Below are 17127 nucleotides of genomic sequence, written 5' to 3'. Positions count from 1 at the left end.
TTATCTAATCTCCTTTAATATAAATTCCTTTAATGCGACTAAATTAATCTTATTTTTATTTTCCTTTATAAAATTAAATAATTCAGCTAAATCATCATTTTCCATAAAATAGCTATCACAGTAGCTATAAATATCCTTTTTAGAAAATTCACCAGTTGAAATGCCTTCAAATAGCTTAACTATAGCTCCTGGTATTTCAGATAAATTACCTGCTTCAAAATCAGATATATATTTATATAATGTAGGTCTAGATTTATTTGTTATTCGTGACAATTCTGTGATTGTCACTATATCTGTAATTTTCATACAATCACCCTTTCTCTAACATTATTTTACAATAAGTGTAAAATTTTGTAAAGTGTAAATGTAAAAAAGTGTAAAATTTTGTAATCGAGTACCTTTTTCTTAGAATTCATATACATATTATTGTATAAGTAATATCTATATGATACAATTATAAAAATCATTTAAAGGGGAGTCTTATTATGAGCATTATCAATTCCTATTGTAAAGAGGGAAAACCACTAATAAATGTTTCAGATTGCTATGAAAAAAGTGATATAACCTTTGATTCATTTATTGTTACATTCTCAAGAAGAATTATCGATTTATTAAAGGATAATGATTTAATTGAGGTAGTATCTATAGATGGTATAAGATCTATATCTGAAATTTATCCTGTATATCGCTTTAAGGGTACCAATATAGGTTTAATTAAAACATCGATTGGAGCCCCAATTACTTCTGTTTTATTAATGGAGGTAGCCCATATTTATAATTGTAATAAGGCTGTAATCTTTGGTACTTGTGGCGCATTAGATAAAAATATAGAGCCATCTACCTTGATTGTACCTAGTGCTTGCTATAGAGATGAGGGTACATCCTACCACTATATGGAGCCAAGTGATTATATAGATATTAAAAATTATAAAGATGTTTCATCTTATTTAGATGAATTAAATCTAAAATATGTTATAGGAAAATCATGGACTACGGATGCCTTCTTTAGAGAAACTGATATTGAAATGAATGAAAGAAAAAAGGAAGGCTGTATCGCAGTTGAAATGGAACTTGCTGCAGTTGAGGCAGTCGCTCGCTACCATAATATTGATATATATCCATTCCTATATCGTGCAGATAATCTAGATTCTAAATCCTGGGATAGAGGGGCTAGAGATAGTATGCTATCCAATGATAAAAGATTAGAAATTATTAATGTAGCCTATTATATTGCAAAAAGAATTGCTGAAAAATAAAAAAGAGCCATCCAAATAAACGGATGGCTCAATTTTTATCTATCTTAGATATTTAAATATATATTAATACTTATAAAACCAGATTTGGAATCCTAAATCAGGATATTTACCACTATAATTAATAAATGGAATATCGAAATTAGAATTATTGAATGCACTATATGCATAACCATATACATCATCACTTGTAAATACATTTAATTCATATAAGCCATTTTCTCCAAAGCTAGAATCTGAATAAGAATCAATATAAGCCTGCAAATTATCAATTAAAGTATCTACTTCTGCTTCAGTTGTTAAATATAAATCCATTGTTTTACCATTAGCACTCATCTTGAAGCAATCCTTATAGTCGATATCCTCTTTTCCCATATTCGTATTATTTTGCACACAGAATAAATCCTTTGCTTGATCACGATATAACTCTCTCCAAGTGCTATAAGCCTTCATAACTGCAAGTTCTCTATAGTGATAGTATCCATTATATACAGTAAAGAAGGAATATGTTGGGTCACTGATATAATATAGATTTGTCGTTGGATCCTTGATATATACATATCCATGAGATTGGTAAGAGCGCACTCCATCATCGCCAATAAAGGATGAAATAGTCATAAAATGGCTAATTTGACTATTTGGGGATGAAACCTTAACATTATCAATTCCTTCAATAGAGCATAATAGGGATAATGTTTTTGCAAATCCATGACATACGCCTTCCTTGCCATCAAGCACACCTTCTACATAGGCTGCCTGAAGCATTGACATAATTTCATCTGGATGGTTTTCATCTCTTAAGTAGCATGCATAATCCTCACTTGCTGCATAGCTTGAATTGGATAAAATGTAGGATTGAATTGCAGTAACCTTATCTACTAAAGTCATATCATCATAAATAATATTATTTAAGATTTTCTTTGCCTTAGTAAAGATTTTTTCTGCAGGGGAATTTGGAAGTGGATTTGGAATATACTTATTTTCAAGTGCGTAAACTAATTGATCTGAATTATATACATCAATCGTACCATTTGTATAATCCTTATATCCAAAGTCATCATTATTGATATCTCTTTTTGCTCCCTTACTATAGAAGGTATATGGAATAGTAATTGGAGGTAATTGATCATCTTCCTTAGAAATATATGTATTTGCCTCTTCATTATATATAAAATGAATAGCAACAGAATCTTCACTTGGCTCTAATGTGAAATTCACAATAGAAACTAATAACTTAGAATTCCAATAACAATATCTTATATATTCCATATATTGTTCTGCATTACCACCATCAAAATTAATAGTAATTTCATCTAAATGGTAGAATGCACAATAATCTAAGATATCACTAAGCTGTAAGAATGGATCAATGCTTTGTTGATCAGCAAAGGATACATCTAAGCTTGGCATTGGTAATTGGTTTTCAAAATCATCCATGCTAAAGCCATAGAATTTATCCTCTGTATTCTTTTTTAAATTTGCTTTAATGTCATCTAATGTATAATACTCTCCACAGTATTCAAATAGGTTGTTTTCAACTGGCTGTGTTGTAGTATTTGTTGTAGTTGGGGTAGTTGTTGTAGTTTCTGTTGTTGTAGTTTCTGTTGTTGTATTACCTGTAGTAGTTTCAATAGTTGTAGTTGTCTCAGTTGTAGTTTTTAAATCTGTGCTTGTTTTCGTATCACTACCACAAGATGCAAGGCCTAAGCCTGCTAAAACTAATAATCCCAATAATTTTTTCTTCATTTTTCTTAACTCTCCTTTTAATATGATTTTAAATATGAAATATAACTCATCCATGTATAGCCTGAGGTATATAGCTTAAGTTTAGCTTTAGGTACATAAACCTTTATGTCTGGATTTGTATTATCAAATAATCCGCTCGATGGTACAAGTGGTGCATTATCTGAATTTAGATAAATCTTTATTAATTTCAATGAATTATAGAAGCATTCATCACCTAAGGATTCAATAGTCTCAGGTAATACTAATTCCTCTAGATTTTCTAAATTAGAGAATGCTTGATCTAATACACCAATAACCTTCACTCCAAAGATTTCCTTTGGAATTTCAATTCTAGTTCCTTTAAATGTATCTAATACATCACTTACAAAATAGCCATTATTTGATTTTGTATAGATAATAGAATCTAATTCTATTTCATCTCCAAGTGTATATAGTGGAGATGGCATAGATATGATTTCTATTTCTTTCTTTATTTCTAGATTTAATTTATTTGAAAGATTTTTTGCAAGCTTACTTGTATGTAAGTAAGCACCAGCGCTATTTAGATGGAAATTTGTATCATAGAAATAATATTCATTATAGATATAATCTTTAATATTACCTAAGGATTCAAAATTTAATCTTTTTTCTATTATAGAATTATAATTATCTAAATCTGAATCATTAAATGCTTTTTGATTTGTTGGAGAATATCCAAAATATAGGGTAGCTCCTTTAGATTTTATTCCATCATTATACTGATTTAAATAAGTAATAAATTCATCACGAAATAAATCACCAGATGGCTTAATTTCTTGAGATGGATCATAATACTTTTGCATAATATTATTGATTCTTAAATCATCATAGATTTCTCCATAGGAATCAAAGGAATCCTTTGTATAAGGCTTCTTTTCTTCTGAGATTTCTATTTTATTCTTCTCTAGCTGAAATGAAGGATAATTATATAAGAATTCCATTTGATAATTAAAATCTAATCTTTTGTATAAATCATTACCCTCAAAGCATTTTAATATATTCTTATAATTCATCATTGTAGAATATGTATCCTCTGATATTTCAGGTGCAAGTATTACAATATCTCCTTCATGAATGGAATTATATGCAAGCTCCATCATAATCTTTGTACCTAAGGATGCATATAGGCCGTAAGATACTGTAGGCATTCCTAATGCCTCTTCTAATTCTTTGGATTTAATTCCAAAGGATAGACTAGATCCTCCAATAAAGACAATCTTTTTATCATTAATGGAATCTAATCTTTCTGTTTTATTTTCTAATTCACCATAATAGGTATTTCTATATTTGGCTTCAAAATTAGAAATGATAATAAAGAATAGAGTAACAGATACTACTATACTTAAAAATATAGATGCTAAACTAATATAAAACTTTTTCATCTTGCCCTCCTAAAACTGAAAATAAATGAAGGCAGATTCAATATTACTGCTCTTTTGATAAATGAAGCAACCCATGACTAATAATATTAATACAGTATATAATACCTTTCTTAATACATATGGAGTCATTTTGGATTCCTTAAATTCAATACGAATAAGATCAATAAACTTTAAGCCTAAGATTGCTATAGGAATATAGATTGCCATTTCTAGTGGCATATTTAATATATTCTTAAAAGTATTAAAATATTCTCCATTCAAATTCCATGATGAAAATAATAATCTATATGCTGTTGCCATTTCAGCTAAGCTATTACTTCTAAATGCTATCCAGGTTAGGGATACTAATATATAAGTAATAGAAATTCTAATTATTTTAATAAATATAGAATCCTTATTGATATTCCATTTATTATATGCTTTTTCTCTTAATGGCTCTATTAGTTGACCTATAATTCGCATAATACCATGCATTAAGCCCCAAAGGATGAATGTCCATGCAGCACCATGCCATATACCTGAAAGTAAGAATACAACTAATATATTTATACATAATCTTACCTTATTTACTCTAGAGCCTCCCATTGGAAAATAGACATAATCTCTAAACCATGTAGATAAGGTAATATGCCAACGATTCCAAAAATCCTTAATGGATATGGCAGAATATGGCTTATCAAAATTTTTAGATAATTTTATGTTAAAGCATCTAGCACAGCCAATAGCTATATCACTATAGCCGGAAAAGTCACATAAGATTTGTATAGAGAATAATATAGTTCCTACTAAAACTAATAATCCATTGGTATTATCAATATTATTAAATATATTATTCACATATACTGCAACCATATCTGCAATAGCTATTTTTTTAATAAAGCCTACAAGCATTTGCTTTAAACCAATAGATAGGTTTTGATAATGATTACCTTCTTTATTTTTAAGCTGTGGAAGTAAATCCCCACTTCTTTCAATTGGTCCTGCAACAAGCTGTGGGAAAAAGGATACATATAATGCATAATAGAATGGATTTTCTTCTGCCTCTATTTTACCTTTATAAATATCTATTACATAAGATAATGTTTGAAATGTATAAAAGGATATACCAACAGGTAAAATAATATTTATGGCATCGAATGTTAATCCTCCACCTAAAGAATTTATACCTAATATAAAGCTTTCTACTATGAAATTTGCATATTTAAAGAAAATTAAAATTCCTAAGGATACAGTAATAGATAAAATCATTAATAGCCTTTTTATAGCAATTTTATCCGTATTTCTTATACCTATACCTGCAGTATATGAAACTAATGTAGTGATTAGAATTAAGAAGATTAATTTCCAATTCCACCACATATAGAACACATAGGATGCGATTAAGAGTATAAAATATCTGTATTTCTTAGGAAATATAAAATATAGTATAAAAACTATGGGTAAAAATATTAAAAATTCAAGTGAATTAAAGCTCATAATAAAACTCTCCAATTTAAAACAAGGTTATTATAACAAAATTATGCCTTGTTGTAAAACAAAATAGAAAAAGGGGCTATAAGCCCCTAAAAGGAAAACACTATTTCTTTTCTGTATGAATTACTTCTTTGATTGTTGTAGCTGCAGTTGCAAGATTTTGAAGCTCAGATGGAACAATAATCTTTGTTGCTTGACCATTTGCTAAATCCTTAACAGCTTCATAGCTCTTTAATGTTAATACCTCATTTGTAACTTTTGCAGCATTTAAGCTCTTTAAACCTTCAGCTTCAGCCTCACGAATAAGCTTAATACCCATAGCTTCAGCTTCTTTTACCTTTAAAATAGATTGAGCCTGACCTTCAGCCTTCTTAATCATAGCTTCCTTTTCTGCATCTGCCTTTAGAATTTGAGATTCCTTTTGACCTTCAGCAAGTAGGATTTGGCTCTTCTTTTCACCTTCAGCTAATAAGATTTTTTCTCTTCTTTCACGTTCAGCTCTCATCTGACGCTCCATGGCATCACGAATATCTTTTGGTGGTAGAATGTTTTTAACCTCCACACGATTTACCTTGATTCCCCAAGGGTCTGTAGCCTCATCTAGAATACTTCTCATCTTCGTATTAATGATATCTCTTGATGTTAGTGTTTCATCTAAATCAAGTTCACCAATGATATTACGAAGAGTAGTTGCACTTAGGTTTTCAATTGCAGCGATAGGATTTTCAACACCATAAGCGAAAAGCTTAGGGTCTGTTACTTGAAAGAATACAACTGTATCAATTTGCATAGTAACATTATCCTTTGTAATAACTGGCTGAGGATCAAAATCCTTTACCTGCTCCTTCATAGATACAATATGTGCAACACGGTCAACAAATGGACATAAGAAATGGAAACCTACACCCCAAGTCGTATGATATCCACCTAAACGTTCAACAACATATTTATTTGTTTGTCTTACAATACGAATACAAGTAATTAAATAAATCAAGATAAGTACAACAATAACTGAAATAATAATTGCAGCGATTACTCCGCCATTAAACTCTAAAAACATTATTCTTCCTCCTTAATTCCTTCATCAATAAGTTTTACTATAACTCTATTTCCTTTTAAAGAAACTACTTCAACAATACTATCTACAGGAATACTTTTTTCTTCTTCCTCCATTAATATTGCAACATAGGTAATACCATTAAGCTTTACTTCACCACCATCATATTTTGTGATTTCTTTTATAACCTTAACTCTTTTACCTAAGAATTCATCTGAATTTGTTTTTCTAACGGTTCTATCCATCATTTTCTTTACAAGTGGTCTTGTGAAGATTAACGCACATGCAGAAACCACAACAAACACGATTAATTCTGCCCAAAATGGAGTAAATCCTGAAACTGCCATTGCCATAAGTGCGCCTACAGAAAACCAAATAGAAACAAAATCCTGTGTGGATGCCTCAAGTACTAATGTTAAAACAAAAATACCAAGCCAAACCCAAATCATATAATTTTCAATATCAGCTAAAAAATCTAAAAACATTAAGCTTCACCTCCCATGAATATTACGATTGCCTTTTTCTTTTCATCGAATATCGCCTTAAGCTTAATAGCGCCATCGCTTTTTATTTTAAGATTAAAGGATTTCGCCACATAATCCACTAAGCTTCTTGAGCTTATTCTTGCGTAGCTCTTCGATAAAGAGATTTTAAGTAAGGATGACTCACTAACCTCACCAGACAATGCGTAATCCTTATCCATCAAAAAGATGAATGCTTTTTCTTCTTCTTTATCAATCCCAACTCTTACCCTATAACAATCACTAAAGTATTTCAGTAATTCTTTATTAAAGGTAATATGATTTTCATAAATTGAAGCATAGCCAACTTTTTCATCTGCATCAAAAAATTCTAGCATAGAATCACCTCTTTACAATTCACATTATAGCACAAATTCATAGTAATTCAACACTTTTTCAATAAAATTCAAAAAAATTCAAATTATATCCATACAATTATTCTATACATTTTAGAATATTTAATATATAATTAGTAAAAATATGAAATAAAAAAGGGATTATTTATGGAAAAGATTGAATATTTAAACAAAGAAGAGATGAATTCTATTCAAAGCCAAAGGCTAATAGAAGAAATTAAATATGTATATGAAAATCAAAAGCCCTATAGAAAAAAATGGATGAGGCCGGGATTAAGCCATCAGATATTAAATCTATTGATGATTTAAAAAAGCTTCCATTTACAACAAAGCATGATTTAAGAGAAAATTATCCTTATGGCTTCTTCGCCACAAGCATGGACAATATTGTAAGAATTCATGCATCTAGTGGTACAACAGGTAAGCTTACTACTATGGGCTATACCAAAAGAGATTTAGATGATTGGAGTGAAGCTTTTAAAAGAAGCTTAACATTCGCTGGAGTTACAAAAAGTGATATTGTCCATATTTCCTATGGATATGGATTATTCACTGGTGGACTTGGTGCACATTATGGTGCTGAGGCGCTTGGATGTGCAGTTGTGCCTTGTTCTACTGGTAATACAAGCCGTCAGCTACAATTACTAAAGGATTTTAAGGCAACTGTTTTATGCTGTACTCCTTCTTACGCGCTTGTATTAGCTGAGGCTATTGAAAAATCAGATGAATATACTATTGAGGATTTTTCACTTCGCATTGGTATATTTGGTGCTGAGCCTTGGAGTGAAGGCATGAAGGCTCAAATTGAAGAAAAGCTTCATATAAAGGCTTATGATATTTATGGCTTATCTGAAATTTCTGGTCCTGGTGTTTCTATGAACTGTGGCGGTAAATATTTACATGTTCAAGAGGATTACTTCTATCCTGAAATCATTGACCCAGAAACCTTAGAGGTTTTACCTGATGGAGTTGAAGGTGAATTAGTTTTTACAACCTTAAGAAAGGAAGGAGTTCCTCTAATTCGTTATAGAACTAGAGATTTATGCTCCTTATATCATGGGGTATGCCCAATTTGTGGTAGAACATTAGTAAGAATGGACCGCGTTAAAGCTAGAAGTGATGATATGCTTATCATCCGTGGTGTTAATGTATTCCCAAGCCAAATTGAACATACATTAACTAAGATTAAAGAGCTTAATGGAGCCCATTATTTACTTGTTGTAGATAGAAAGGGATTATTAGATTCCTTAGAAATCAAAGTAGAATTGAATCCTGCATACTTTACGGACACGATTAAGGATATTGAAATTCTAAAGAAATCTGTAGAGCATATGGTTACTAGCGCGATTGGTATAGCACCTAAGATTACCTTCTGCTCTCCTGGTGAGATTCCATTATCCGATGGTAAAACTAAGCGTACAATTGATAATAGAAAAATTTAAGGAGGACATTATGATTGTAAATCAGTTAGCTATTTATACACAAAATGATAAAGGAAATGTATATAACATTTTAAAAATATTAGGTGATAAAAAAATCAATATTGTATCCTTAAATCTTGCAGATACAGAAGACTTTGGAATCTTGCGTTTAATTACAGAGGATAATAAGGCTGCCCAAAAGGCATTAACCGATGAAGGATATATGACTACATTAACAGACCTCTTAAGCATCATGGTAAAAAATGAGCCTGGTGATTTAGAAAAAATATTAAAGAAGCTTGCCGATGCAAAGGTTAATATTGAATATATCTATTCCTATTCTAAGGATGGTTATACATATATCTTAATTAAAACAGATGATTTAGAAGCAACAAGAAAAATATTAGAATAACAATAAAACTCCTCATACGAGGAGCTTTATTTTTCTTGAAATGTTAATTTTGTTATGGGAAGTAATGATTTTTTCATTGACTCTTCTGCAAGCCCTAAAAGAGCATAATTAAACTCTTGAGCTGCTTGTTCTTCATCTATTACAGGAGCATGATAATTTATTACTAAGAATCCATCATGACGAATATATGCCTTATAAAATAAATTCAATTCATTAAATTGATTGATCTTTTGATATGCTTCTTCCGTTGCATTTATATAGTCGAATATAAAATCAATAGCCAATGCCCTATCTCCTATAATCGTTGCAATTAAAATATCATCTCCGACACCTTCTAAGGCTGCAGATGCTTCAAATCTTAAAAGCCCATCCTTTGTAGGAAAAACATTAAATTTTATATTACTCCATGCATCATGTATTCTTTCATAAATTCTTTCTAGATTCATATTTTCCTCCAGATATAATATGGCGTAACCGACGGGATTCAAACCCGTGCATACACCTTCGGAGGGTGAGGCTCTATTCAGCTGAGCTACGGTTACATTTATAAATATTATAATATTTTATTTTCTATTTCTCAAGGAGAATAAATCCCCTTGAAAAAAAGAAATTTCTTATTGACATTCGAATACCCTTTATGTATAATACTTATTGCGACTTGGTGAAAGTTGCAATCTCAAACATGCCCGCTTGGTGGAATGGTTAACACGTCTCCCTCTCAAGGAGAAGATTACGGGTTCGACCCCCGTAGTGGGTACCAAAGGATAATTCAAGGCTGATAATTCAGCCTTTTATTTTTTTATAGTATATCAAAAAAAGCCCCTAGGGGCTTTTTCTTATAAAGTGGCTAGAACTTTATTGATTCTTTCTAAAGTCTTTTCTTTGCCTAAAATTTGAATGATATAATAAAGATTTGGACATACTCCTCTACCGGATAATGCAATTCTTAAGAAGCCTGTAACATCACCAACATGACCCTTATATGCTTCTTTATCCTTCTTCCATACCTTAACATTATCTGCAAATCCATGACGAAGAGATAATTCCTTCATAGAATTAAACCAAGTCTCTTCATCTAAGGATAAATCAATTGTATTCTTGTAATCCTCTAAAACAGCTTTAATATCTTCTTTATTAAACTGTGGATTCCATTCTAAATTAGCTAAATCAATCTTATTATATTCATCATCATAGAAGAATCCAATGATTGGATAAATATCAGAATACTTTGCATAATCCTTTCTAGGCTTTTCCTTTTCACGCTCAATATTTAAGATTTTTGTGAAGAATTCCTCATCTTGAGTAATCTTATTATAGAAGTCTAAATCATAAGTCTTAGCCCATTCTTTAACTTCTTCACATAAATCCTTAGCCTTACGGAATGCCATTCTTTCCTTAGAAATAGATGCAACCTTCTCTAAGTCAAATAATGCACCGTCTAAGCTCATCTTATCAAAGGATAACTTAAAGTCATAGAAATCCTTATCTAGATTAGCGTTTCTCCATTCCTCATAATTAGAGTTTGCGATGGTAAGTAAGTATTCAATAAATCCATACTTAGGATATCCTTGCTCTAAGAAATAAGAAACTGCAGCTTCTACATCCTTACGCTTAGAAAGCTTTCTTCTATTACCATTTTCAACCTTCATAATTACTGGGAAATGAGCATATTTAGGTCTTTCAAATCCCATAGTATCAAATAATTCTAGATGGATAGGTAGAGATGGTAACCATTCTTCTCCTCTTGTAATATGAGTTGTATGCATGAAATGATCATCACATAAATGTGCAAAGTGATAAGTTGGAAGACCATCACCCTTTAAAATTACAATATCCTGATCATTTTCAGTTAGCTCTAAGTCTCCTCTAATTTCATCATGGAACTTAATCTTGTTATTATGATCACCCATAGACTTAAAACGAATGATATAAGGATCTCCAGCCTTAATCTTAGCAATTGCATCATCAATAGGGAAATCTCTATATTTTGCATATTTTCCATAATAGCCTGGAATTTCTTTATTAGCCTCTTGTTCTTTTCTAAGTTCAGCTAATTCCTCTTGCGTGCAGAAGCATGGATAAGCTCTTCCCATCTTCATTAAATGCTTAATACAAGTCTTATAAATATTTGCACGATTAGATTGCTTATATGGACCATAATTTCCAGTTTCTTCTGTATCAGATAAATATCCCTCATCAGGAATAACATCAAATACAGCAAGCTGCTTAATTAAGGATTCACCAGAACCTGCAATCTCACGCTTAGTATCTGTATCCTCTAAACGAATATAAAATACACCACCAGACTGCTTTGCATATCTTGCACTAATTAAGGAAGTAAATAAGCTTCCTGTATGTAAAAAACCAGTAGGAGATGGTGCGAATCTTGTAACCATTGCTCCTTCTTTTAAATTTCTATTTGGATATCTTTTTTCCAAATCCTCCACAGTTTCAGTTATTTCTGGGAAGATTAACTCAGCTAAATCATTATAATTAGCCATATTAACACCTCAATTCTTTCCTATTATATAGGAAAAGGCCCTGCTTTTCAAGAAAAAACAGAGCCTATATTTTTAAATAGAATAGATAAATTGACAAACATCCACCATAATCGTTTGTTCTTGATTATCTCTTGTCACGGTAAAGTATAATGTATCATCTAAATCTAACTCTAAAGAATAAAGCCACTTGTTAACATCTTCATTCGTATTTACAGTATATAGATAATCTTCTTTAGATTCATCACTATAATCTACCTTAATAGATTTAACAATATCTGACTTCTTTAATTCTGTACCTGTATATGTAGAATTTGACTCTACATCACTTACATAATACACATAAGATTGTGTTCTGTTCCATCCACTACCCGTTTGATATACACCTAAAGAAATTGTGAATCCATATTCATAATCTCCTCTTACATATCCACTACTCCAAACCTTATTTGCAGTATCATACTTAGCTGTAGATAAAACCTCTTCTACTGTTTCAATAACATTTTTAGATGGTACAGCAAAGCTTAAGCCTTCAATTCCAGATGCAGAATACTTTGCATTAACAATACCAATTAATGCGCCAGCTGTATTAAATAATCCTCCACCAGAATTTCCAGAATTAATCGCAACATCCGTTTGAATTAAAGTTTGATATGTATAATCATCTGTTTGTACTCTACGATTTACATAAGATACAACACCTGAAGATACAGACCCTGGTAGTGTACCTAAAGGATTACCGATTGCAACTACGGTTGAACCAAGCTTTAAGGAATCCGAATTTGAATATATAGATGCATAAGTTAAATCGGTCTTTTCAATAGATAAAATAGCTAAATCATAATCAGGGTATCCACCTACATATTCTGCAGAATATGTTTCTCCATTCGATAATGTAACCTCATAGGATAAATAGCCCTTTACTACGTGGAAGCATGTAACAATATAGCTTAATCCTAAGGTATCATCTTTTGCAAATAAAACACCAGAACCAGCTCCTATAGATGAAACACTAGTTGCGCTAATTGATACAACAGAGTCATACACCTTCTCTACTGTTTCTTCTACTGATGTTTTTGTAGATACATTATCAGAAATATTTAAATCTACACTAGTAGATTCATATACTGGATCATATAATAATTGCTTTGATTCTATAGCACCGTTAGCATCTGTACCACTAATAGCATTTGTAGGATAAACATTATTCTCGCTTTCAATACTACTTATTCCTGCACTACAGGAAGCAAGCATAAAAGCTCCTAGACATGAAAACAATCCCAAAACATATTTTTTCTTCATTTTAAAGACACCTCTTTTTTTGGAATACAGCTATATTATAGGTCTTAATTGTGTGAAAAATTTGGGAAGAATATTTTTAATAATTGTTAAAATAACAAATAATGTATTGGTTATAAAAAGAAAAACCACCAAATGGTGGTCAATTCTTATTTAAAATAACGATCTAATAAGCCCTTTAATGCTTTACCATGACGAGCTTCATCTCTTGCCATTTCATGTACTGTATCATGAATAGCATCTAGGTTATACTTCTTTGCAAGCTTAGCAAGCTCAACCTTACCAGCTGTTGCACCAAATTCGCATTCTACTCTCCAAGCTAAATTCTTCTTAGTAGAATCTGTCATATTAGGCTCTAAATCAGATCCTAATAATTCTGCAAACTTTGCAGCATGCTCTGCTTCTTCAAATGCAGCCTTTTCCCAGTATAAGCCAGCCTCAGGTAATCCTTCTCTATGAGCAATTCTTGCCATACATAAATACATGCCAACTTCGGAACACTCACCTTGGAAATTAGATACTAGCTGATCAAAGATTTCCTTCTTAACATTATCAGGAATTTCAGGATTATTCTTTACTGTTTTAGCATAAACACCAAATTCATGCTCAGCAGCTAATTGGATATCACCATTTACTTCCATAAATGCACTTGCAGGTGCCTTACATACAGGGCACTTGAAATCGCTAGGTAGAGTCTCTCCTTCATAAACATAACCACAAACCTTACATACAAACTTCTTCATTCTTTTCATCCTCTTTTCATATAATATTTTTTTTACAATTCTTGCAATAGCCAAAAAACACAAAATCATGATCCACAATTTGATTATCCATTATTTCTTTTGGAATCATAATTTCATTCATTTTATCTAATGGAATATCTATTATATTTTTACATTCCCTACAGACAAAATGATAATGCTTTTCTTTTACTGCTTCATAGATATTCGAATTTCCTAATTTCAATTTTATAACCGCACCATCCTCTAAAAGAATAGATAGGTTACGGTAGATTGTTGCTAGGGAAACATCCGGATGAGTCTTGTTCATATATAGAATCAGCTCATCGGATGTTGGATGTCCCAAAACATCTATGGCCTCTTTGACTCTAAGCCTCTGTAGGGTGTTTCTTCTTTGCACCAATATAACCTCCTTTTGAATCGCTATTAAGAATCATTCTTAATTATAGTATATATTATCTTTAAAAAATAATCAATAGGATTGAAAAAAGGAGTAAGAAAATCTTACTCCAATAGGTTTAAAATGTCTTGAGTTGTAAGCTTTACTTGCTTTGTTTGGTCGGATGCAACAACACTTTCTGCAAGCTCACGCTTCATTGCTTGAAGCTTAATAACCTTTTCTTCGATTGTATCCTTACAAATAAGCTTAATTACAGATACATTCTTAGTTTGACCTAAACGATATGCTCTATCTGTTGCCTGAAGCTCAGCTGAAGAATTCCACCAAGGATCCATATGGATTACCATATCTGCACCAGTTAAATTTAATCCTGTACCACCAGCCTTAAGGGAAATAATAAATACCTTAATATCTGTATTAGAATTAAATTCTTGAACCATATCCATTCTTGTTTTCGCCTTAGTTGTACCATCTAAAATGAAATGCTTAATATCCATTTTATCTAATTCTCTAGATAAGATTGGGAATCCTTGAGTAAACTGAGAGAATACTAAGATTCTATGTCCACCTTCAATGGAGGAACGAATTAAATCAGCAGCTAAATTAATCTTTGTATTATCAAATTGCTCCTGTAAGATTAATTCTGGTGTAATACAAATCTGACGTAATCTTGTTAATAATGCTAAAATATTATTTCCACCAGATTGAATATCTTCTTTTAATTTAGAAACATAAGAATCGTAAATTTGTCTTTGCTTTGTTTCCATCTTACAATAATAATATTCTTCACTCTTATCTGGTAAATCGCTTAATACATCCTTCTTAGTTCTTCTTAGGATGAATGGAGCAACTCTTTTCTTTAATGTATCTAATGCTTCAATATCATCATGTGCAATTAAGGATTCATATCTAGATTTAAAATGAGAATAATCAGATAAATATCCTGGCATTAAATAATCAAATATACTCCATAAATCTGCAAGACCATTTTCAATAGGTGTACCAGTTAATGCAAAATTCATATCACTCTTTAAGGATTTAATTGCTTCGCTCTTTTGAGCAAATTGATTCTTAATAAATTGTGCTTCATCTGCAATAACAAAACGGAATTCAACATCATATAAGTTTACATCTCTTCTTAAAGAATCATAAGATGTAATGAATAATGCTCTTTCATTTGGATTAATTCCTTTAATCATAGCTTCTCTTTCTTCGGATGCACCAAGTATTAGCTTAAATGGGCAATCTAAATGCCACTTATCACATTCATTTTCCCAGTTATAAACTAAAGACATTGGACATACAATTAAGCTTGGCTTAGTTGTTTTATCACTAGATAAGAAAGATATTACCTCTAATGTTTTACCAAGACCCATATCATCTGCTAAAATACCACCAAAATTGAAACTAGATAGTGTTTTTAGCCATTTAAAGGCATCGATTTGATATTCTCTTAAATCCTTCTTGATGCTATCGGAAAGCTCATAATTTGCATTTTTATAGTTTTGAAGCTTTTTAATCATTTTAATAACTTCATCATCCATTGAAACATTTGTATCTTGTCCACTAACAAGCTTTAATAAATAATTTAATGGCTTACGTACAGGCTTTGTTAATTCAGAAATAGAAATGTTGAAATCCTCTAAGAAATCATCCATTTCCTTTGCTGCATCTTCTGTAATTTCTAAAATTGTATTATCCTTAAGCTTAATAAACTTTTTCTTTTGATGATATGCTTTTAATAATTGAGCAAGCTCCTCAGGGGATAAATCCTCATTTTCAAATCTAAAGTCTAATAATCCAACATCATAGCTTACAGAAATGGATGTTCTTTTGGACTTTTTAGCCTTTAGGGTTTTCATATCCTCATCAAAGAAAACCTCACCAAAGGCTTTAATTGGGGATAAATCACTTGTTAAGAATTTGTATTGATCTTCAATTGAAGATAATACATATGCCTTGTTTTCTTTAATTAATCCATAATTAACTACTGTAGTTAAATAACCATCAAGTAATTGCTTAATATATGGACTATTTCTATCTATTTCCTTACATGCAATCTTTGGCTTTAATGTAACCTTACTATCTACATAAGAGAAATATGAATTAATTTTAATATCTGGAACTGGATATTTTTGATAGAATTCCTGATCGATAGTAATATTATTTTTGATTAATGGTAATAAATTAGAAATAAAGGATTCTGAATTTACATCAATAATTAATGCTCCATCTACCTTAAATAATCCTTCAAATAGCTTAGCTTCCATACGAGACTTATAAGTATAAGTAAAAATAAACTCATTATTCATGAAATAGGCATGATTTACACCACTTACAAGTAAGGATGAATCCATAGGTGGAACAATTTTTAAATAATTTGCATCCAAAGATATTTCTACATCGGTTACACGATTAACTCCTCTTAAAGTAGCCTTTTCTTCATTGATGTTTTTAAAATATGCTAAGTTCAAACAAAAAGTTGGTAAATAGACATCAATAATGTAAAAATAGAGTTTATACTTCAGTCAAAGTGAGGTATTTAACCATG

15 protein-coding genes, 2 tRNA genes and 1 pseudogene are annotated in these 17127 nt (G+C 31.0%); 4 read left to right on the top strand and 14 right to left on the bottom strand.

Going from position 1 to position 17127, the window contains the following annotated elements; all coding sequences use genetic code 11:
• Complete coding sequence (locus tag EI71_RS07740; protein WP_119016682.1) at positions 1-306, bottom strand: hypothetical protein; 306 nt, start codon at positions 304-306, stop codon at positions 1-3.
• A 179-nt stretch (positions 307-485) separates the two neighbouring features.
• On the opposite strand from EI71_RS07740, the gene EI71_RS07735 reads away from it, so the two are divergent.
• Positions 486-1256 carry a nucleoside phosphorylase gene (locus tag EI71_RS07735; RefSeq protein ID WP_119016681.1) on the top strand — a complete coding sequence of 257 codons (771 nt, stop codon included), beginning with the start codon at positions 486-488 and terminating at the stop codon, positions 1254-1256.
• Between the two features lie 63 nt (positions 1257-1319).
• On the opposite strand, the gene EI71_RS07730 is transcribed toward EI71_RS07735, so the two are convergent.
• The 6 genes from EI71_RS07730 to EI71_RS07705 all read right to left on the bottom strand — a co-directional run bounded on the left by EI71_RS07730 (position 1320) and on the right by EI71_RS07705 (position 7788).
• Positions 1320-2999, bottom strand: a complete 1680-nt coding sequence (locus EI71_RS07730) for a hypothetical protein (protein WP_147387579.1) — start codon at positions 2997-2999, stop codon at positions 1320-1322.
• Positions 3000-3016: 17 nt separating this feature from the next.
• Positions 3017-4399: a leucine-rich repeat protein gene (locus EI71_RS07725; RefSeq protein ID WP_119016679.1), complete on the bottom strand. Its 1383-nt coding sequence runs from the start codon at positions 4397-4399 to the stop codon at positions 3017-3019.
• Between the two features lie 9 nt (positions 4400-4408).
• Positions 4409-5758: an MBOAT family O-acyltransferase gene (locus EI71_RS07720; protein WP_162849877.1), complete on the bottom strand. Its 1350-nt coding sequence runs from the start codon at positions 5756-5758 to the stop codon at positions 4409-4411.
• A 217-nt stretch (positions 5759-5975) separates the two neighbouring features.
• Positions 5976-6932 (bottom strand): SPFH domain-containing protein, encoded by a 957-nt coding sequence (locus EI71_RS07715; protein WP_119016677.1) that lies wholly within the window; start codon positions 6930-6932, stop codon positions 5976-5978.
• Positions 6932-7414: an NfeD family protein gene (locus EI71_RS07710; protein ID WP_119016676.1), complete on the bottom strand. Its 483-nt coding sequence runs from the start codon at positions 7412-7414 to the stop codon at positions 6932-6934. Before EI71_RS07710 ends, EI71_RS07715 begins: the two co-directional genes overlap by 1 nt.
• The gene (locus EI71_RS07705) at positions 7414-7788 is read right to left on the bottom strand and encodes a hypothetical protein (RefSeq protein ID WP_119016675.1); all 375 of its coding nucleotides are present in this window, start codon (positions 7786-7788) and stop codon (positions 7414-7416) included. Before EI71_RS07705 ends, EI71_RS07710 begins: the two co-directional genes overlap by 1 nt.
• A gap of 165 nt (positions 7789-7953) precedes the next feature.
• On the opposite strand from EI71_RS07705, the pseudogene EI71_RS07700 reads away from it, so the two are divergent.
• Both EI71_RS07700 and EI71_RS07695 read left to right on the top strand, forming a co-directional pair.
• A pseudogene (locus EI71_RS07700) lies at positions 7954-9248 on the top strand (phenylacetate--CoA ligase family protein).
• 10 nt (positions 9249-9258) lie between these two features.
• Complete coding sequence (locus tag EI71_RS07695; RefSeq protein WP_119016674.1) at positions 9259-9639, top strand: acetolactate synthase; 381 nt, start codon at positions 9259-9261, stop codon at positions 9637-9639.
• Between the two features lie 26 nt (positions 9640-9665).
• Here EI71_RS07695 and EI71_RS07690 read toward each other — a convergent pair whose 3' ends face one another.
• Both EI71_RS07690 and EI71_RS07685 read right to left on the bottom strand, forming a co-directional pair.
• Complete coding sequence (locus EI71_RS07690; RefSeq protein WP_119016673.1) at positions 9666-10085, bottom strand: YbjN domain-containing protein; 420 nt, start codon at positions 10083-10085, stop codon at positions 9666-9668.
• Positions 10086-10105: 20 nt separating this feature from the next.
• Positions 10106-10181, bottom strand: a tRNA-Arg gene (locus EI71_RS07685).
• A 142-nt stretch (positions 10182-10323) separates the two neighbouring features.
• Between EI71_RS07685 and EI71_RS07680 the strand changes: the two genes are divergently transcribed.
• Positions 10324-10399, top strand: a tRNA-Glu gene (locus EI71_RS07680).
• Positions 10400-10475: 76 nt separating this feature from the next.
• Here the strand turns inward: EI71_RS07680 and gltX are convergent.
• From gltX to EI71_RS07655, 5 genes are all read right to left on the bottom strand, one after another.
• Complete coding sequence (gene gltX, locus EI71_RS07675; RefSeq protein ID WP_119016672.1) at positions 10476-12140, bottom strand: glutamate--tRNA ligase; 1665 nt, start codon at positions 12138-12140, stop codon at positions 10476-10478.
• 72 nt (positions 12141-12212) lie between these two features.
• Complete coding sequence (locus tag EI71_RS07670) at positions 12213-13439, bottom strand: S1C family serine protease (RefSeq protein WP_119016671.1); 1227 nt, start codon at positions 13437-13439, stop codon at positions 12213-12215.
• Positions 13440-13585: 146 nt separating this feature from the next.
• Entirely contained in the window at positions 13586-14179 is a 594-nt protein-coding gene (locus EI71_RS07665) for a ferritin family protein (RefSeq protein ID WP_119016670.1), read from the bottom strand.
• A 16-nt stretch (positions 14180-14195) separates the two neighbouring features.
• Positions 14196-14576 (bottom strand): Fur family transcriptional regulator, encoded by a 381-nt coding sequence (locus EI71_RS07660; RefSeq protein ID WP_162849876.1) that lies wholly within the window; start codon positions 14574-14576, stop codon positions 14196-14198.
• Positions 14577-14680: 104 nt separating this feature from the next.
• Entirely contained in the window at positions 14681-17050 is a 2370-nt protein-coding gene (locus EI71_RS07655) for a DEAD/DEAH box helicase (protein ID WP_119016668.1), read from the bottom strand.
• Between the last annotated feature and the right edge of the window lie 77 nt (positions 17051-17127).

The organism is Anaeroplasma bactoclasticum (assembly GCF_003550015.1).
GTDB classification, from domain to species: Bacteria; Bacillota_I; Bacilli_A; order Acholeplasmatales; family Anaeroplasmataceae; genus Anaeroplasma; species Anaeroplasma bactoclasticum.
Note: the sequence above shows the minus strand (reverse complement) of the source record. Positions and strands in the feature narration are given on the sequence as shown.